Raw genomic sequence first — 18,727 nt, forward strand, 5'->3', positions numbered from 1 at the left:
TGGATCGTTGCATATACTTGGCGGTCGAACCAGACCCGGTTAACCCTAATAACAACCAAGATGGAGAACAATTCAATGGATGTATTCAAAGACGCGGTGTCTCGTCTCAACCGCCTGGGCATGGAAGCTGGTATTGATTTGGAAGTCCTGCAGACCCTCAATTACCCGGAGCAAACCGTGACGGCCGCCTTGCCGGTGCGCATGGACAACGGCCGCACAGAGATATTTGTGGGCCATCGCTGCCGCTTTAACTCTGCCTTGGGGCCCACCAAGGGCGGTATTCGCTACCACCCCGGTGTGACGGTGGAGGAGGTACAGGCGCTGGCGCTGTGGATGACCATTAAATGTTCCTTGGCCAATATCCCCTACGGCGGCGGCAAGGGTGGCGTTACCGTGGATCCGAAATCCCTGTCGCCCATGGAGCTGGAGCGCCTGTCCCGCAGTTATATGCGTGCCATGGTGGATGTGGTGGGCCCGTGCCGGGATATTCCCGCCCCCGACGTGTACACCAACGCCCGCATCATGGGCTGGATGGCCGATGAGTATGAGCGCATCAAGCGGCAAAAAGAACCGGGGGTGATTACCGGTAAGCCCATCGAATTGGGCGGCAGCCTGGGCCGGGACGAAGCCACCGGTCGCGGTGCCTACCTGGTTACCCGCCAGTTGGCGCAAAAGCTCAACTGGAACCCCGGCGATATTCGTGTGGCACTGCAGGGCTTTGGTAACGCCGGTTACCACGTGGCGCGGCTGTTGCACGCTGATGGCTACCGCATCGTTGCGGTCAGCGACTCCCAGGGGGCCATCTATTCGGAAAAGGGTTTTGATGTGGAAAGCCTGTATAAATACAAGCAAGAGCAGCGCAAGCTGGAAGCGGTGTACTGCGAGGGTTCAGTCTGCTCTCTGCAGGAACACCAGCGCATCAGCAATGAAGAGCTGCTGGAGCTGGATGTGGATCTATTGATTCCGGCGGCTCTGGAGGGGGTAATCAACGAAAGCAATGCCAGCCGCATCAAGGCGCCGGTGATTGTGGAAGTGGCCAACGGCCCCATCGACAGCGGTGCTGATGCCCTGTTGGAACAGCAGGGCATACAGGTGTTGCCCGATGTACTCGCCAACGCCGGTGGCGTGGTGGTCAGTTACTTTGAATGGGTACAAAACCGTCAGGGCTGGGCCTGGGGATTGGAACAGGTGCGTGAGCGTTTGCAAGAGACCCTCGCCGAAGCCTTCGACAATATGTGGCAGGTGCATAAGGACGAGGGCGTGCCGTTACGCAATGCCGCCTATGCGGTGGCCCTGCGACGTATCTCCAAAGCCATCAGCAGTCACGGTACTCAGGAGTACTTCCAGAACGGAGAAGGGTGAGTTCGCTTCCACGCCTCCGTCATTGCGAGGAGCCCGCAGGGCGACGCGGCAATCCAGAGTCTTTGCGTTAATTAAAAGACTCTGGATTGCTTCGCTACGCTCGCAATGACGGGAACGGAATCGAGATTTACTCCACCACCCGATTTTTCGGAAAGCGGCAGCTGAATACTGAGCCCTTGCCCAGGGTGCTGTCGATCTCCAGTGAGCCCTCGTGACGCAGCATCACGTGTTTGACAATGGCCAGGCCCAGGCCGGTGCCGCCAGAGCTGGAGGTGCGGCTGGCGTCTACCCGGTAAAAGCGCTCGGTAAGGCGCGGCAAGTGGGCCGGATCGATACCAATGCCGTTGTCACGCACATCAATGTGCAGGGCGGAGTCGTTGTTTTCCACGCGAATGTCGATGTCGCAGCCATCCGGGTTGTGGCGCACGGCATTGAATGCCAGGTTGGATATAGCGCTGTGCAATTGCGAACGCTTGCCGCGCAGAGCCAGGCCTTTGCCTCCGTGCAGAGTAATCTGGTGTTTGCCCTCGCTGAGAGCCTGAGCATCGGTAACAATCTGTTCCAGCATGGGCTCCAGGGGAGCCACTTTTTTACCCGCATGCTGTTCCAGGGATTCCAGCTTCGACAGCATCACCAGGTCGTCCGCCAGACTGCGCATGCGCTTGGTTTGCTGGCCCATTTGCCCCATGGCGCGGGTGACTGGCTCCGGCAGCATATCTCCCATCTGAGTCAGGTTTTCCAGGTAGCCGGAAATTACCGTCAGCGGGGTGCGCAGCTCGTGGGAGATGTTGCCGACAAATTCCTTGCGCATTTCTTCCAGATTGCGCAGCCGCGTGATATCGCGCACTACCAGCACCACTTCGTCGTCACCAAAGGCTGCAGCACTGCAGGCGAGGATGCGGGTGATGCTGCCGGGGGCGCGAATTTCCAGCGCCTCGCCAAACTCCTGCTGTTGAATAAACTCCACAAAATGGGGCTCGCGTACCAGGTTGACGATGGGTTGGTAGCGGTCTCCGGATTGCAATGACAGCAGGTGCTCGGCGCAGGGGTTCCACCACTCCAGAGCGCGGTTGCGGTCGAGGATCAAGATGCCGTCGCTGAGGGCGTCGGTGATCTTCTGAATGCGAATGGTGAGGGATCGCAGGTTGTGGTGGCTGCGCAACACCCGTTTGTGGAGCCGGTAGAGGCTGTCGGACATATCGCCCCACACACCGCTGGCTTCCGGCGGCAGGCCGCGGGCGCCGTTGTCGAGCCAGCGGTAAATCTGCTGAATCTTGATAAACCCCCAGGCGATGTACCCCAGGCAACCCAGCAACAGAGTGATCAACAGGTGGCCGTTGAAGTACCCAAACAGCAACAGGCCAAGCAGCAGCAGAACAATGCGCTGTATTTCGGTGTGCAGGCTTCTTTTCAAGCCGGGGACTCCCCAAGGTGCTGAAAGGTAATGGAGGTGGTTGTCAGCCCTGTTCGGCTACTTTGGTGGAAAAGCGGTAGCCGGCGCCGCGCACAGTTTGAATGAAACGGTCGTGGCCATCAACACTCAGGGCTTTGCGCAGGCGGCGGATATGCACGTCGACGGTGCGTTCCTCCATGTACACATTGCCGCCCCACACGTGGTCGAGAATCTGGTCGCGGCTGTACACCCGCTCCTGGTGGGTCAGAAAGAATTCCAGCAGGCGGTATTCAGTGGGGCCCATGGAAACCGGCACATCGTTGATGCTCACCCGGTGGCTGATGGGGTCGAACAACAGGCCGTCGATGGCAATGGGTTCTTCCGGTGCCTCCGGGCCGCTGCGGCGCAGCAGTGCCTTGATGCGGGCGATAAGCTCGCGGGGCGAGAAGGGCTTGGTGATGTAGTCGTCGGCACCGGAATCGAAGCCCTGGATTTTGTTGTCCTCGTCGGACTTGGCGGTGAGCATGATCACCGGCAGCCGGTTGGTCAGTTCCTGGCGCTTGAGGCGGCGCACCAGCTCAATGCCGCTGGTGCCGGGCATCATCCAGTCCAGCAACACCAGGTCGGGGCGCTCATCAATGATCAGACTGTGGGCATCCTGGGCGTTTGCGGCCTGCAGGCAGTTATAACCCGCCACTTCCAGTGCCATTACAATCATGTCGCGAATGGGGGCTTCATCGTCCACCACGAGAATGGTTGCCTGTTGCATAACTCCACCTGTAAATAACAAACCAGTGCTATTAGATGACGGCAGTGTGACAGCAATATTACAGGGGTGGCGCGCCCTCGTCATGGGGCGCTTTGAGGAGGAGTGGTTGTGGCTGTTAGCCTTTCACTTGCTCTTGGTGGGCGTTGTGCAGCACTTCGATCATGCGGTCTTCAATTTCAAAGCGCGCCGCCAGTGATTCCCCCAGTTGTGATAAATCCACAGTCAGGGTTTCCAGGTCATCGGTGGCCAGGTATTTGTCGTTAAAATCCAGCGCTGCCTGGGTGGCGTGGTGTACATCGGTAAGCAGCTGGCTGGCTTCACTGAGCGCCTCCTTGTCGCCGAAGGCGCGGCCTTCCTCCATCAACTGCTGATACACCTCAAAGTGGCCGGCGGAAATGTAATCCACCAGGTTTTCACACAGGGATTGCAATTGGTTGCCGTGTTCCGGGTTGCCACTGTCAAATTCAGGTACGTTGCTCAGTTCGCAGTAGCCCACCAACAACTCCTGACGATTTTGCAGCCAGCGGTCGATGATGTTGCTCACCCCGCCCCAGCGCTCTTGCAGTGATTTGCAGTCTTCTAACATTGTCTGGATTCTTGTCTGTTTTTATTCAGGAGTTGATTTTATCGGTCTTGCGACAGATCTGCCACAGGGCAAGAGCCGCCAGGCCAATAAAACAGACCAGCGTCCAGCCGGGAATGCTCAGCCCCAGGAAGGTCCACTGCACCTCGGCGCAGTTGCCATCGCCACGCAGCAGCTTGCTGAGGGCGGTGGTGAAAGATTCCACTTGAAACAGGTAGTCCACGGAGGCGCCGCAGTCGGGGATATAAGGGTGGTCTTTGGGCAGGCTTTGCAACCACAGCTGTTTGCCGGAAAAGAAACTGCCGGTCAGCGCCATGGCTGCCGTCAGCAGGGAATAGATACGCACCCCTAGCTGCCTTGGATTGTGTACGGCAGCGAGCAGGGCCACAACGCCGGTGGCGATTACAAAAACCCGTTGCAGGATGCACATGTAACAGGGTTCCAGCTCCATGACTTCCTGCATATAAAACGCGGTGGCCATCAGGCCGCAGCAGATCAGGAAGATAATCAGAAAACAGGTTCTGATACTGGGTAAACGGTTAATCGACATTGCTCGTCCGTGTTTCTTGGTGAAAAAGTGGGGCGAGTATGGCAGAAAGCGCTTTTGACCTGCAATCGGGCAGAGTAAAGATTGGTTAACGCCCGTCGAGTTGTCGGCGCTTTTCACTGGCGAACTGTTCTGCCCGAGGCCACAGTTGTTGGAATTCCGTTTCCATTGCCGCCAGTTGTCGCTCAATCTGCGGCATACCCTCAGTCAAATCCACAGGCCTGCGAAAACGCAGGCTGATGCGCGCTAATGCCTGCTCAATGGCGCCGCTGGCGGCATAGCTTTCCAGTAATTCGATGCGCGGTGCATGGTCGGCAAATTTTTGTGCGCGCCGGGGTAGTTGTGCGTAATAACTCCGCAGCTGCTCGTAGAATTCGCCACAGAAGTGGGCGAGTGGCTGGTGGTGATGGTGTTGCCAGCGGCGCGCCAGCAGGTGGTCGTAACTCAGGTCAATGGCAATCCCGGCAAAGCGCCGGAACGGCGTTGTAAAACGCGCTCGTGCCGCGATGAATTCCGGTTGATGGTCAAACCAGCTGTCGATGGCGCGATGCAGGGCAATGCCCTGCTCGATACGCCGGGGTAGCTCACCCTGTAACGGGCCTTTGACAAAATCCCCCAGCAAACCACCAATTTTTATCTCCGGGTCGCTACCAGAGAGAAGAATATGGGCCAGGTAGTTCATCTTTGGTCAGAGTTCGAAGTCGCAGCCGCGGTAGTAATTGGCCAAAAACTCGTCGAACGGTATCTCATCCGCCGCTTCAATCTCCCGCTGTTTGGCCAGGGAGTCTCGGGCTTGTTGCTGCAGCTGTTCTTCCATTGCCGGGTCCATAGGGGAATCCATAAAGTATTCCCGGTGCTGGCGGGCGTGCTGCAGGGAGCACTGGAAGTAGGTGGAGCCGGAGCTGCGCATTTCATCCAGCAATTGCGCTGAGGGAGCGGCATCAGGGTTGTCTGCCAACTGGGCATAGCTCGCCAATGCCTCGCTGTAGTCACTGCCGCCATTGGCATTGTCCAACAGCGTGGCAACCGGCGCCATGGCGGCCAGCAGCTCATCTTGCCATTGCCGTACCGGCACCTCTGTTTCATGGCGCAGCAGAGTCAATTCCGGGTCGCGGCCGCGATACACCATGCGGCGCTGGTTTTCGAGGATTCCGTAGTACTCGGCGGTGTAGGTGGTGGGGCTGTCGCTCAGCAGGCACATCACCAGAAAGGTGTCGATAAAACGCATTTGCTGGACGCTGATGCCCACTGGCAGCAGCGGGTTCAAGTCCAGACAGCGCACCTCGATGTACTCAATACCCCGCTCCCACAGGGCGCGCACCGGTGGCTCGCCGGAGTGAGTGGTGCGTTTGGGGCGGATCAGGCTGTAGAACTCATTTTCGATCTGCAGCATATGGGTGTTGAGTTGCCGATAGCTGCCGTTGGCATCTTTCAGGCCAATACCCTCATATTCCGGGTAAGGCTTGATGAGCGCTCCTCGCAGGGTGTGTATGTACTGATCCAGCGTGTTGTAGCACACCACCAGGGAATCCTGAGCAGAGCTTTGGTAGCCCAAATCACCCATGCGCAAGGAGGTGCCAAAGGGGCTGTGCAGGCTGTGGCTGTCAGCCCCGACGGGCTGCAGTTTGTGGGGGCGGTTTCTGACAAAGCTGCGGCACACCGCCGGTGAGGCGCCAAACAGGTACATCAGCAACCAGAAGTTGCGGCGGAAGTTGCGAATCAGCCCCAGGTAACCTTCGGTTTTGTAATCTTGCAGTGAACCGCTGTGGCCGTCCGCCTGTTGCAGGGTTTGCCACAGCTCATCGGGCAATGAAAAGTTGTAGTGAATGCCGGCAATAGTCTGCATCAGGCGACCGTAGCGGTGCCCCAGGCCAATGCGGTAGGTGCGCTTCATGGTACCCACGTTGGAGGTGCCATAGCGGGCTTCAGGAATATCCTCATCGGCCCCCAGCACACAGGGCATACTGTTGACCCACAGGAGCTCGTCGCCTATCTGGCGGTAAGTGTAGCGGTGCAATTGCTCCAGAGTGTCCAGCGTGGCCTGGTGGCTGTGAACCGGCTCGGTAATAAACTCCAACAGCGCCTCGGAAAAATCCGTGGTGATGGAGGGGTGGGTAAGGGTAGAGCCGAGGCTGGCCGGGTGTGGCGTTAAGGCCAACTGGCCCTGAGGTGTTACCCGCAGGCTCTCTTTTTCCACGCCGTGGCGAATACCGCTCAACAGGGACTCGTGGTTGGGCTCGCTGAGCAGAGACAGGCGTTGTTTCAGCTGGCCGGACAGCAGTTCGCAATCGTTGGACAAAACAGGCTCCCTGAGATGTGGTTAGCTGGTAACCAGCTCTGCTTCAGCGTCACTGGTGGCCTCGGTTTCCTCAGTTGGCTGTTGGTCTGTGGGCGCCAATAGGGGGCGCCCTCTGGAATCCAGCTCGCAGGTAACCACAGCGCCGCGCAGGGAATAGTCCTTGGCGTTCACCTCTACCAACTGGTTGAGGGCCACGTCGTGGTGAGGGCTGCGGAACAGGGCGGTGGCTTCGCTACCGGATGCCCATTCGCCGTCTTTATTCAGGTATTGGCCATGCTGATTTTGCAAAATAAACACGGTCATAATTGATCGAACTCTCCTGGCTGAACCTTATTTCCAATGGAACACAGTTAATTGAGCACACTTGACTGAACGCAGATAAAGAGAAAGGATGAGCTGTCACACTGTGTGCTGACAGTGTAACCCGACACTTTCACCAATTGGAACTACAACGCTATGACAAAACGAGTCCTGGTCCCCATTGCCGATGGCAGCGAAGACATTGAAGTGGTCACCATTGTCGACGTACTGCGTCGCGCCGGTGCCGACGTCACCCTGGCCAGTGTGGCGCCCGAGGGGCGAGTGGCGGTGACCACCGCTCACCAAATACAGATAACCGCAGATGGCCATATTGACGACTGTGGTGACAACTGGGATTTGATCGCTGTGCCCGGCGGTATTCCCGGTGCTGAGCACATGCGCGATACCCCGCGGTTGATCGATCTGCTGAAACAACAGGCGGCTGCCGGCAAACTGTACGCTGCCATCTGCGCGTCACCGGCATTGGTGCTGGCCACCAGCGGTTTGCTGGCGGACAAAAAAGCCACTGGCTACCCCGCTTACCAACAGATGGATGCCGCTGTCGTGGACAGTCAGTCGCGAGTGTTGGTAGACGGCAATTGCATCACCAGCCAGGGGCCGGGTACTACTCTGGAATTTGCCCTGACGCTGGTGGAGCAACTGTACGACAGCCGCAAGCGCAGTGAGGTGGGTGAGCCTATGATCGCGGAGGCGATCTATTTATAAACGCAATAAAATAAACGTCCTGTTTATTTTGTTGCTTCGCCGGATAAGCACTGGCGATGCTGCGTGAAGCCTCTGGTGCTTATCTGGCTTGCATCGGCGCTGCCGATGTTGGCACATCCATGTGTCAAATGTTCTGTCCACTATTCGCCCATTAAGTTTGCAACCAAACCGCAATATCCACGCCATATAGCCGTCATTAACCGGACATAGAGTGCTCTCGATAACGAGAGGATTTTATGATGAGAGTAACGGTTTTTGGCGGTGGTTATGTGGGTTTGGTGACCGGTGCCTGTCTGGCCCAGGTGGGTCACGATGTGGTTTGTGCGGATATCGACGCCGACAAGGTGGCGCAACTCAACAACGGTGTCAGCCCGATCTTTGAGCCCGGCCTCGATGCCTACCTGCAGGGCGGCCTGCGTCAAAATCAGCTGCGTTTTACTGACGATATGGCCGCCGCGGTGGCCCACGGCGACGTGCAGTTTATTGCGGTGGGCACCCCGGCCAATGAAGACGGCTCTGCGGATGTACACAGCGTTTTGCAAGTGGCCAGCACCATCGGTCGCTACCTGGATCACCCGGCGGTGGTGGTGACCAAGTCCACGGTACCGGTGGGCACTGCTGATCGGGTACGTGCCGCGCTGCAGGCCAGTTTTGCCAAACGCGCCGTCAACCCCGACGCGGAAGTGGCCTGTAATCCGGAATTCCTCAAGGAAGGTTCTGCCATTCACGATTTTATGAAGCCAGACCGCATTGTTGTGGGCACCGAGTCCCCCCGTGTGGAACAGCTAATGCGCGAGCTCTACGCGCCGTTCAATCGCAACCACGAACGCTTGATGGTGATGGATGTGCGCTCCGCGGAACTGACCAAATACGCCGCCAACGCCATGCTGGCCACCAAAATCAGTTTTATCAATGAGATCGATAATGTCGCCGATTGACGCTTATATTAAGGGCGTATGACGAATTCAGCCCAACTCTGGCAGATACAACCACTCCCCCAACACATTCACCGCAAAAGCGCGGGATTCCACGCAGCTGGATTTGCGCCACAGTTCGTTGGCCAGTTCGGTGATGGTGGTTAAATCGCCAGCGGCAATCCACTGGGCCACTGCTGTGGCCACATCCGGGTAATCAATCTTGTGACTGGCACCTTGTTCGAGCCATTTACCGGCAATGTCTGCGTCCAACTGATCCATGGTCTGGGCCAGTTCCAGCAGCTCCAGAGTAAGAGCGTTGGAGAGTTGCTCCGGCTGTCTGGCCAGCGGTTTGATCAACAGCTTTTTGCCAATCTGCAAGGCTTCGCTGGCAAGGCCAAAACCGGCGTTGCCGATTACCCCGCAAGCCTGCGCCATGGTGCGGTGAAAGCCGCTTCGCGACGGTGGGTAAAACTGCAGGTGGCCCTCATCTGCCCGTTCTGCCTGGGGGTGATAAATGGCAAAGCGATACTGGGTGAAGGGTTGTAAGAACTGGCGGATGGCGTCCAGGCATTCAAATGGCAGGTACACCAGGTAGAGATTCTTTTCCACCGGCAAGGGCTTTATGGAGATCGGTGCAATGGGCGGCAGGATAGGCTGGTCAAAGTGGTGCCAGTGCAAACCCAGACGCACTTTTGCCGGGGCAAACCAGCGAGTAACCAAGCGCGCCACCGGCGATCCTCGATGCTGGGGGATGGGGTGCATAAAGGCGTATTGGTGACCCAGCCCTACTACGGGCACACGGGCTAGAAAGCCTGCCCAGGCGGTAAGTGGTTCAAAATCGCTGATAATCAGGTCGTAGGCGGAGACATCCAGCTCGGCCATTTCCCGGAAAAAATTCAGCGGTTTGATGGCTTTTGCAGTGGGCCACAGGGCGATTTTGCCGCGCTCGGTGCAAAAGCTCAGCCCCTGGCGGCAGCGATAGTCGCCAAAGGGTTCCATATCGAACAGCTTGTCGGGGCTGCGACCGGAGAACAGATAGTCCACTGCCAGGCCCTGCTTCTGCAAAGCGGGCGCCATTGCCCGTGCCCGGGTGATGTGGCCGTTGCCGGTAGCTTGTACGCCGTAGAGAATTTTCATGCGGCCACCTTTTCAAGGCCGCGTGAACGGGCTGTTACAGCCAGGGCACCGCCATGAACGCGATGGAACTGCCCATGATGGCACCTGCGAGAATATCCGTGGGGAAGTGCACTCCCAGGAACACTCTTGAGGCGCCCACCAGGCTGGCCCAGGTGTACAGAGGCCACACCAGTGGCGCAAACAGATGGCAGAGAATGCCCGCCATCAGAAAGGCCGCCGAGGTGTGGCCGGAGGGCAGACTGAATTTGTCGGAGGGGATGATAAAGCTTTTGAATTCCGGCAGGGCTTCTGCTGGGCGATCTCGCTTGAGGCCGTTTTTCAGGGCGAAGTAAATACTGCGCTCCACTCCGTAGGCGGCGAGAATCACCCAGAAGGCGCGCTCGCCCCCTGGCCCTGAAAGCAGCAGCAAGGCAATAGCGATCAGTGGGTAGAAGTATCCGTCGGCGGTGAACGACACGCCCCGGCTGAGCCGAGACCACAGCGCCAGGTGTTTGCGTCGCATGCACCACATAAAGGCCTTCACATCGAACTGATGAATGGCCTGAAGAACTTTCATACTGCTCCAAATGCTGATTTGCTGCGCTGCCCGGCTCATCTCTGCCACACCTCATCGCTTTGCCCTGTAAAACGTTGTTTTCTCTGCATTTGTGCAGAGCGTAGAGGGCATTTGTGACAGTTTGGCAACAGAAAAAAGACAATATTGTGGCCGCGGGCAGCAGGGCGGCACTTTGTCGGCAGCTATTGTCTAACAGAGCTGTGACGGATACCAGCTATCCTTAATAGGTAAGCCGTGGTGCTTTGTATAACCCGTGTAAATGTAGGTAAATGACTCTGGTGTGCGGCAATTCAGGTCACCATAATGACTCTTTACGCGCAGACAGCCCGCGCGTTTAGTCAAGGAATATCACAACCGTGCCCAAACAACGCAAATTTTTACCCCTGACTATTATGGCGGCATGCGTCGCCGTGGCCGTTGCGCTTCTGGAATACGCCCCCACCACCAAACAGCGGCCCGAGGTGAATGCCCGCCCCATGGCCCTGCCTGTGGTGGTTGCCCAGCCGTCTGTTCTCCAGGCCATGGTGACCAGCCACGGCACCGTGCGACCCAAGTGGCAAATTGACTTGGTGGCGGAAGCGTCTGGTCGGGTCATACAGGTGGCGGACGATTTTGTCAGCGGTGGTTTTTTTGCCGCTGGTGATGAGCTGCTAAAAGTAGAGCCATTGGACTACGAAGTGGCGTTGGCGCGGGCGGAAGCGCAACTGGCCCAAGCCAGACAAGCCCTTGCTCAAGAGCGTGGCCAAGCGCAATTGGCACAGCGGGAATGGCGTGAATTGGGCACTGATGAAGCCAACGAATTGTTTTTGCGCAAGCCGCAAATCGCCGCTGCCGAAGCCAGCGTAAAAGTGGCCTTGGCAGAGTTGCAAAAAGCCAAACTGGATTTACAGCGTACCACCCTGAAGGCGCCATTCAGCGGTCGCCTGCAAGAGGCTACTGTGCAATTGGGTGAGCGCATTGGCAACGGCGCCGTGGTGGGCAGTGCCTTTGCCACCGATGTCATGGAAGTGCCCCTGCCGCTTACGGGCAGCCAATTGGCGTTGGTGGATGTACCGCTGAGCGCCAGTGGTGAAACCAATGTGCCGGTCATGTTCACTGTGGAAGTGGCCGGAGTGAGTTACCAATGGCAGGGCCATATTGTGCGCACCGAAGCCAGCTTTGACACCCAGAGTCGAGTAGTGAATGCCATTGCCGAAGTTCGGGGCGCCTACCAACCGCGGGCGGATGGCGCACCTCCATTTTCTCCCGGCCTGTTTGTCCGAGCCGAAATCCTTGGCCGGGATTTTGAAGATACCATCGAGCTGCCTCGGGCCGCGTTGTATGAGCGCAACAACCTGTTGACCCTGGATGGCAATAACCGCTTGCAGGTGCAACCCATCGAAGTGCTGCAAACCGCCGAAAAAACCGTTTTGGTGCGCGGTGTGGAAACGGGTACTGCGGTATTGTTGGAGCGCCCCTCCCTGTTGATTCGCGGCATGGCCATCGAACCGTTGATACAAGACAGCGCCAACGCCACAGCCGAGCTGAATGACAACAGCCTGAACACCACAGGCCGCTTATGATTGCCTGGTTTGTCAAAAACCCCATCGCCGCTAACCTGTTAATGCTGCTGATTCTGATTGGCGGCATTGTCAATATTCCCAATCTCAACCGGGAAATGTTCCCGGAAAGACCGCCAGATGTGGTCAGTGTCACCATCCCTTACCCGGGTGCTGCGCCTGAGGAGGTGCAGGAGCAGATCACTTTGCGCCTGGAAGAAGCGGTCAGCGACATCGATGGCATTAAGGAGATGGTCAGTCAGTCCTCCCGCGGTTTTGCGCAACTGAGCATTACCGCCCTGCCGGACTACGATATTCAGCAAATCCTCAATGAAACCAAAGCGCGGGTGGATGCCATCAACGGCATTCCCGGCGATGCTGAGCGGGCCAACGTGCGCGAGCAAGTGAACCGCCGCAGCATTATGGAAATTGCCGTGGCTGCGGAGATGGACGAAGTGTCTCTAAAGCAGCTTGGCGAGCAGGTGCGCGACAGCCTCAGCACGGTGCCTGGTGCCGATTATGTGGGCGTGGATGGCACCCGCAGCGGGGAAATTTCCGTGGAGGTGTCTGAGCAGAATCTGAAACGTTATAACCTTTCATTCGAGCAAGTGGCCGGTGCCATTCGGCGCGCCTCGGTGAGCCAGTCTGCCGGTCGCATACGCACGGAGGAAGGCTCCATACAACTGCGCACTACCGGACAGGCCTACAGTATTGACGATTTTGAAGACATTGTGGTGCTGCAAAACGCCGACGGCACCCGGGTGCGCCTGGGTGAAGTGGCACGAGTGACTGACGGCCACGAAGATGTGCAACTGCTGACCCGCTTCAACGGTAAACCGGCAGTGTTTGTGGAGGTGTACAGCACCCACGACCCGGACATTATTGAAACCGCCCGCATCGTTAAGGAACGTCTGCAAAAACTGCGCAACGAACTGCCGCCAGAAGTGGAGCTGACCGTATGGCGCAATCGCGCGGATTACCTGAAAAACCGCATGGACTTGCTCGGCGGTAATGCCCTGGGCGGCTTGGCACTGGTGTTTTTGTTGCTGGTGCTGTTTTTGCGCCCGGCGCTGGCGTTCTGGGTAGCGGCGGGCATTGGCATCTCCTACCTGGGCACCCTGGCGATGATGCCGCTGCTGGGCATCTCCATCAATATTCTGTCGCTGTTCGCGTTCTTGCTGGTGCTGGGCATCGTGGTAGACGACGCCATTATGGTGGGCGAGTCCATACACAGCCACAACGAGCGCGGCATCCGCAACGAGCCCGGCGCCATTGCTGGCGCCAACAGTGTGTTGAAGCCGGTGTCGGTGGCGGTGATTACCACCCTGATGGTGTTTGGTGCCATGCTCTTGCTGCCCAAACAAAGCCTGCGCCTGTTTACCGTGGTGCCGCTGATTGCGTTGCCTGCATTGGCCATCTCGTTGATGGAATCGTTTTTGATCCTGCCTTGCCACCTGCGCAATTTGAAACCGGAAACCACCCCGAAAAATCCAGCGTTGTTGTGGTTGCACAACACCCGATTGAAAACTGCCAATGGCATGAGCTGGTTCGCCCGCGAAAAATTCGCCCCCTTTGTGCACAGCGCGGTGGCCCAGCGCGGTACCACAGCGGCGGTGTTTTTTGGGGTGCTGATACTGGTCGGTTCGCTGTATATGGGCGGCTGGATAAAAGCCTCCTTCTGGCCAAAAATCAGCGGCCAGACCGTGCGCGGCAATATCGAACTGGTGGATGGATTGGCCTGGGATCAGGTGTTGACTACCGCCCGCCAGATCGAAGGTGCGGTGGAACAAATGCGTGCGGAAGAAGATTTCATGGCCAACAACGGTCAGCCCATCGTCAAGAATATGCGCCTGCGGGTACGGGATAATTCCGTCAACTACCGCTTGGAAATGCTGGGCCCGGAGCACCACAACGTGTCGTCTCGAACGGTGGAGTTGCGCCTCAAACAGTTAATTGGGCCGCTGCAAAATGTGGAGCAGTTTGAATCCCGCTCCACCATGGGGCGCTGGCAATCCAAAGACATGAGCTTTGTGATTTCCGGCAGCGAAAGCCGGGATTTGGACAGGGCTGCCAGTATGGTGGCGCAACAGATGGGGCGCCTGGAAGGCGTCGGTGCAGTGGAAGATTCCCTGCGTCGGGGCGCACCGGAAATGCAATTTACCCTCAAGCCCGGTGCGGAGTCCCTGGGGGTTGGCCTGTCGGATGTGGCACGCCAGCTGCGGCAGGCGTTTTTCGGGGAAGAAGCCCAGCGCATTGCCCGCCTGCGGGAAGACGTGAAAGTGATGGTGCATTACCCCAAGGAAGACCGCCAGAATCTGGAAAGCCTGAAAGAGTTTCGCTTGCGCACCGCCGATGGCCGGGAGTTGCCGCTGCAGTCTGTGGCGGATGTTTCCTATGGCAAAGTGCCTCCCTCCATTGAGCGCAACAATCGCAAACACACCATTAAAGTCAGCGCCGACCTGGTGGACGACTCGGTAACCACCGACGAAATTACTACCCAGGTGCAAAACTATTTTTACGAAACCGTAAAGCCCCTTTACCCCACCACCAATTTCGATCTGGACGGCGCGGAAAAAGACCGCAAAGAATTTGAAGGGGTATTTGGCAAGGTTATGTGGCTGGTGGTGCTGGCCATCTTTGGCCTGATTGCCATACTGTTCCACTCCTACTGGCAACCGCTGCTGGTATTGTCGGCGGTACCCTTTGGCCTGGCTGGTGGCATTATTGGTCACTTGGCCTTGGGCATGCAGCTGAGCATGATGAGTCTGATGGGTATGCTGGCGGCGGTGGGTGTGGTGGTTAACGATAACCTGGTATTGATTGACAGAATCAATCAGCTGCGCAAGAGTGGCGCGAATGCGTTCGACTCTGTTGTGCAGGCGTCCAAAGATCGCTTCCGGCCCATTGTGCTCACTTCCATCACCACGTTCTTTGGGTTGATGCCCATTCTGATGGAAAAAAGCACCCAGGCGAAATGGCTGATCCCCACGGTGGTATCACTGTCCTGGGGGGTGGTGGCGGCCACCTTTGTGACCCTGTTGCTGGTGCCCTGTCTGTATTTGCTGGGAGAGGATGTCAAAGCCTTTTTTACCGGCGGCAAATCTGACTCGAAAGATAAAGCGGTTTATGACAACTAAACCCCTGACAATGATCGTTCGCCATCGGGTGCAGCCAGGCAAGGAAGAACAGTTTGACCAATGGAGCAAGGGCATCCGCGCCGCCGCAAACACTTTTGCCGGCTTTCTCGGTACCGAAATTATTCGCCCCCTGGCCAGTGACAATGGCCAGAGCGGCAATGAATACGCCTGCATCATCCGTTTCACAGAATACGGCCAACTAAAAGCCTGGATTGATTCCGACTTGCGTCGCCAGTGGGTGAGTCGCGCCAGTGAATTCAGCATTGAGCCGCCAAGGGAAGAGTACTACCACAGCCTGGAATTCTGGTTCGATACGCCCAAGGCTGCTGCTCCACCGCCGCGCTACAAGATGGCGCTGCTCAGCTTTTTGGTGATTTGGGTTCAGGTATCGCTGCTGGTGCCGTTGATTAGCGGCGTTATGACCGCGCCTTTTGTTGTAACGGCGGCAGTATCAGTGGCAGTGATTGTGTTGCTGACCACTTACTTGGTGATGCCACTGGTGACCAGGTTGGTGAAGGGTTGGCTGTACAAATAGCTATCGCGCTATGTCCTTCATAAACGACGCCATTGGGAAGTTTTTTCCCGGACATTTGGTGGACTCCCCATCTGTATATCCGTGACCAGATACTCTTTCCGGCGGAATATTGTATTTTGCCATTAACTCTCTCGTTAATGTTACCAAGGCATCGTATTGGGCTTTGGGCACGGTGTTCTTTTCGTAGTTTCCGATCAGGCAAATACCGATTCCCCGGAAGTTTCTGTCCCGGTTGTTGCTGGAAACGTGTGTGCCCCAAATATGATTTTCCTGGCGCCAATCGCTGGCAACTTCTCCCATGTCCAGGCCATTACCATTGCCGATAACGTAGTGGTAGGGGATGGCGTCTATCGGGTCACCGGCCTGGCGTTGGCGGTGAACGTCTTGCAGAAATTCAATGGTGCCGTAGTTGCCGGCGCTGTGGTGGATAACGATGTAGTGCCAGCGGTTGGGCCAGTAAATAATGGCTGCAGCGATTAAGACAAGGGCAATTGCGATATAGCAAAGACGCTTTTTAATTGGTTTTTTCAAACGTTACACCCACTCCCTGTGGAGCAGGAATTTTTCTGTTAACTCCGCTTCTGCGCTACCCGCTTCCGGCTGCCAGTCGTATTCCCAGCGCACCAGCGGCGGCAGTGACATCAGGATGGATTCGGTGCGGCCGCCGGTTTGCAGGCCGAACAGGGTGCCGCGGTCGTATACCAGATTGAACTCCACATAGCGGCCCCGGCGGTAGAGCTGGAAGTTGCGTTCGCGTTCTCCGTACTTGGCATTTTTGCGGCGCTCGACAATGGGGGTGTAGGCCTGGGTGTAGCTGTCGCCCACGGCGCGCATCAAGGCAAAACTCTGTTCAAAGCCGAGTTCGTTCAGATCGTCAAAAAACAGGCCGCCAACACCGCGAGCTTCATCCCGGTGTTTTAAATAAAAGTAGTTGTCGCACCATTTTTTGAATTTTGGGTACACCTCTTCCCCAAAAGGATCACAGGCATCTTTGGCGGTTTGGTGCCAGTGGCGGCAGTCGTCTTCGTTGCCGTAGTAGGGAGTCAGGTCGTAGCCGCCGCCAAACCACCATACCGGGGCCTCGCCGTTTTTTTCTGCGATAAAAAATCGCACATTGGCGTGGGAGGTGGGCACGTGTGGGTTGTGGGGGTGGATCACCAGCGATACGCCCATGGCCTCGAAGGAGCGCCCCGCCAGTTCCGGGCGTGCCGCGGTGGCGGAGGCGGGCAGTTGATTGCCGTGAACATGGGAGAAGTTGACGCCGCCTTTTTCAATGACGCCGCCGTCGGTAAGCACTCGTGAGCGACCGCCACCGCCTTCGGCGCGATTCCAGCTGTCTTCCACAAACTGGTCGCTGCCGTCGGCGTTTTCCAGTTCGGCGCAAATGCGATCCTGTAAGTCCAGCAGGTAGGTTTTGACGGCGTGTTTGTCGACCATGGGTAATCTCAAATCGGTGTTTTTGTAGGGCGCTTACTTTAGATGAACCGGCGCAGCGCAATCCATCGAATTGTTGTGGCGGATTACGCTGTGCTAATCCGCCCTACGGTCGTGAAACCGTATTCAAGCGGGGCGAATAATATCACCTGTGGCGAGGTCGCGAATCTCGGTAGGTTTGGCTTGCTGGCCCAGAGGGCCGTCGACAATCGCGCTCAGGCCTTCGGGGAAGTAATCGGCTACCTGGTCGGCGGTGATTGCCGGTGGTTTGCCGTGGGGATTGGCGGAGGTGGATACCAACGGCCCGCCAAAGGCGTCGCAGAGTGCGGCGGCAACCGGGTGGTCGGTGACGCGCACCGCCAGAGTGTCGCGACCGCCGGTGACCCAATCCGGTGCTTGCCCGTTATTGGGAATCAGCCAGGTAATCGGCCCCGGCCAACTTGCCGAGAGGGTGGCACGTTGTTGGTCAGATAAACCGATCAGGAAAAATTCCAGCTGCTCAATGTGGCGGGCAATCAGAATCATGCCCATGCCTTTGTTGCGCTGTTTCAGAGCCAGAATGGCTTCGCAGGCTTGCTGATTATCCGGGTCGCAGCCGAGGCCGTAGACGGCTTCGGTGGGGTAGGCAACAACGCCGCCAGTGCGCAGGGCGCTGGCGGCGATATCAAGAGAAGGGTTGCTATCTCTTTTACACATAATCACTAGATCAGCTTGCGGCACATGGAAGTGCCGCCGCCGTCGAAGACGGCGCGAGTTCAATAAAATCCAGAAACTTCGCGCAGTTTCGCCAGATTTTATTGGACGTGCGACACAATCGCCATGGATGGCGGTTGTGTCGCAGCAGGTTAGAGAGCCGCAGCCAGCTTCTCTTGCAGAGCAGCGTCTTTGGCAACCACTGCCTGGGCGCATTCTTCGCGCTCGGCGATCAGCTTCTGGTGCATTTCTGCATCGCCCACACCGATGATTTGCGCGGCCAGGTAAGCGGCGTTTTTGGCGCCGGCTTTGCCGATGGCCACGGTGGCAACCGGGATACCGCCGGGCATTTGCACGGTAGACAGCAGGGCGTCGAGGCCGTCCAGGGAACCGTTAATGGGCACACCGATAACGGGCTTCAGGGTATTGGCGGAAACCGCACCGGCCAGGTGGGCAGCCATGCCAGCCGCACAGATAAAAGCGGCGCAGCCACGGGCGTCGGCATCTTTTACGTAGTTGTGGGTTTGTACCGGGGTACGGTGGGCGGAAGAGACTTTCATCTCAAAGGGAATATCGAACTTTTTCAGAATGTCGATACTGGCTTCCATGATTGGCAGATCGGAATCGGAACCCATCAGGATGGCTACAAAAGGCTTGCTCATTGTCTTCACCACAGGCGTCGGTTTGGAAAACCGCGCAGGCTACCGGAAGCGAATCTGTTTGGCAAATTTTTTGCCCGTAAAAACCTTACATTTACTGGTGTTTTCGTTGCTTTTGGTGACTTAATCGCCGCATTTGTCT

General features: G+C 57.1%; 19 protein-coding genes. 6 read left to right on the forward strand and 13 right to left on the reverse strand.

Annotated elements, in window-relative coordinates:
• Positions 1–75: 75 nt before the first annotated feature.
• The gene (locus QSV34_RS03570; protein ID WP_289152074.1) at positions 76–1,362 is read left to right on the forward strand and encodes a Glu/Leu/Phe/Val family dehydrogenase; all 1,287 of its coding nucleotides are present in this window, start codon (positions 76–78) and stop codon (positions 1,360–1,362) included.
• A 127-nt stretch (positions 1,363–1,489) separates the two neighbouring features.
• Here QSV34_RS03570 and phoR read toward each other — a convergent pair whose 3' ends face one another.
• From phoR to QSV34_RS03605, 7 genes are all read right to left on the reverse strand, one after another.
• Complete coding sequence (gene phoR, locus QSV34_RS03575; RefSeq protein WP_289152076.1) at positions 1,490–2,776, reverse strand: phosphate regulon sensor histidine kinase PhoR; 1,287 nt, start codon at positions 2,774–2,776, stop codon at positions 1,490–1,492.
• 43 nt (positions 2,777–2,819) lie between these two features.
• Positions 2,820–3,524: a phosphate regulon transcriptional regulator PhoB gene (gene phoB, locus QSV34_RS03580; RefSeq protein WP_289152078.1), complete on the reverse strand. Its 705-nt coding sequence runs from the start codon at positions 3,522–3,524 to the stop codon at positions 2,820–2,822.
• Between the two features lie 115 nt (positions 3,525–3,639).
• Positions 3,640–4,110, reverse strand: a complete 471-nt coding sequence (gene rsd, locus QSV34_RS03585) for a sigma D regulator (RefSeq protein WP_289152080.1) — start codon at positions 4,108–4,110, stop codon at positions 3,640–3,642.
• A 25-nt stretch (positions 4,111–4,135) separates the two neighbouring features.
• Positions 4,136–4,657, reverse strand: a complete 522-nt coding sequence (locus tag QSV34_RS03590) for a disulfide bond formation protein B (RefSeq protein ID WP_289152082.1) — start codon at positions 4,655–4,657, stop codon at positions 4,136–4,138.
• Positions 4,658–4,742: 85 nt separating this feature from the next.
• The gene (locus tag QSV34_RS03595) at positions 4,743–5,336 is read right to left on the reverse strand and encodes an acyl carrier protein phosphodiesterase (RefSeq protein WP_289152083.1); all 594 of its coding nucleotides are present in this window, start codon (positions 5,334–5,336) and stop codon (positions 4,743–4,745) included.
• Positions 5,337–5,342: 6 nt separating this feature from the next.
• Complete coding sequence (gshA, locus tag QSV34_RS03600) at positions 5,343–6,953, reverse strand: glutamate--cysteine ligase (RefSeq protein WP_289152085.1); 1,611 nt, start codon at positions 6,951–6,953, stop codon at positions 5,343–5,345.
• A gap of 21 nt (positions 6,954–6,974) precedes the next feature.
• A complete protein-coding gene (locus tag QSV34_RS03605; RefSeq protein ID WP_289152086.1) occupies positions 6,975–7,256 on the reverse strand; it encodes a hypothetical protein in 282 nt (93 codons plus the stop codon).
• A gap of 153 nt (positions 7,257–7,409) precedes the next feature.
• On the opposite strand from QSV34_RS03605, the gene QSV34_RS03610 reads away from it, so the two are divergent.
• Entirely contained in the window at positions 7,410–7,979 is a 570-nt protein-coding gene (locus tag QSV34_RS03610; RefSeq protein ID WP_289152088.1) for a DJ-1 family glyoxalase III, read from the forward strand.
• Between the two features lie 236 nt (positions 7,980–8,215).
• Complete coding sequence (locus QSV34_RS03615; protein ID WP_289152089.1) at positions 8,216–8,917, forward strand: UDP-glucose dehydrogenase family protein; 702 nt, start codon at positions 8,216–8,218, stop codon at positions 8,915–8,917.
• A 27-nt stretch (positions 8,918–8,944) separates the two neighbouring features.
• Here QSV34_RS03615 and QSV34_RS03620 read toward each other — a convergent pair whose 3' ends face one another.
• Complete coding sequence (locus QSV34_RS03620) at positions 8,945–10,033, reverse strand: MJ1255/VC2487 family glycosyltransferase (protein ID WP_289152090.1); 1,089 nt, start codon at positions 10,031–10,033, stop codon at positions 8,945–8,947.
• A 34-nt stretch (positions 10,034–10,067) separates the two neighbouring features.
• Positions 10,068–10,628: a phosphatase PAP2 family protein gene (locus tag QSV34_RS03625; protein WP_289152091.1), complete on the reverse strand. Its 561-nt coding sequence runs from the start codon at positions 10,626–10,628 to the stop codon at positions 10,068–10,070.
• A gap of 317 nt (positions 10,629–10,945) precedes the next feature.
• Between QSV34_RS03625 and QSV34_RS03630 the strand changes: the two genes are divergently transcribed.
• Genes QSV34_RS03630 through QSV34_RS03640 form a run of 3 tightly spaced genes read left to right on the forward strand, consistent with a single transcriptional unit; the run spans position 10,946 to position 15,799 of the window.
• Positions 10,946–12,151 carry an efflux RND transporter periplasmic adaptor subunit gene (locus tag QSV34_RS03630; protein ID WP_289152093.1) on the forward strand — a complete coding sequence of 402 codons (1,206 nt, stop codon included), beginning with the start codon at positions 10,946–10,948 and terminating at the stop codon, positions 12,149–12,151.
• Positions 12,148–15,264 carry an efflux RND transporter permease subunit gene (locus tag QSV34_RS03635; protein ID WP_289152095.1) on the forward strand — a complete coding sequence of 1,039 codons (3,117 nt, stop codon included), beginning with the start codon at positions 12,148–12,150 and terminating at the stop codon, positions 15,262–15,264. The genes QSV34_RS03630 and QSV34_RS03635 overlap by 4 nt, the downstream gene beginning before the upstream one ends.
• Positions 15,254–15,799 carry a putative antibiotic biosynthesis monooxygenase gene (locus tag QSV34_RS03640; protein WP_289152097.1) on the forward strand — a complete coding sequence of 182 codons (546 nt, stop codon included), beginning with the start codon at positions 15,254–15,256 and terminating at the stop codon, positions 15,797–15,799. Before QSV34_RS03635 ends, QSV34_RS03640 begins: the two co-directional genes overlap by 11 nt.
• Here the strand turns inward: QSV34_RS03640 and QSV34_RS03645 are convergent, their stop codons facing one another.
• The 4 genes from QSV34_RS03645 to purE form a co-directional block, all read right to left on the reverse strand.
• Positions 15,800–16,330 carry a peptidoglycan recognition protein family protein gene (locus QSV34_RS03645; RefSeq protein WP_289152099.1) on the reverse strand — a complete coding sequence of 177 codons (531 nt, stop codon included), beginning with the start codon at positions 16,328–16,330 and terminating at the stop codon, positions 15,800–15,802.
• Between the two features lie 3 nt (positions 16,331–16,333).
• Positions 16,334–17,236 carry an oxygen-dependent coproporphyrinogen oxidase gene (gene hemF / locus QSV34_RS03650; protein WP_289152101.1) on the reverse strand — a complete coding sequence of 301 codons (903 nt, stop codon included), beginning with the start codon at positions 17,234–17,236 and terminating at the stop codon, positions 16,334–16,336.
• Between the two features lie 123 nt (positions 17,237–17,359).
• On the reverse strand, positions 17,360–17,929 hold the full coding sequence (gene tsaC, locus QSV34_RS03655) for an L-threonylcarbamoyladenylate synthase type 1 TsaC (protein ID WP_289152102.1): 570 nt from the start codon (positions 17,927–17,929) through the stop codon (positions 17,360–17,362).
• 149 nt (positions 17,930–18,078) lie between these two features.
• Positions 18,079–18,588, reverse strand: a complete 510-nt coding sequence (gene purE / locus QSV34_RS03660; protein ID WP_289152104.1) for a 5-(carboxyamino)imidazole ribonucleotide mutase — start codon at positions 18,586–18,588, stop codon at positions 18,079–18,081.
• Between the last annotated feature and the right edge of the window lie 139 nt (positions 18,589–18,727).

The sequence above is a fragment of the Porticoccus sp. W117 genome, assembly GCF_030341905.1.
In the GTDB taxonomy this organism is placed as follows: Bacteria; Pseudomonadota; Gammaproteobacteria; order Pseudomonadales; family Porticoccaceae; genus SCSIO-12696.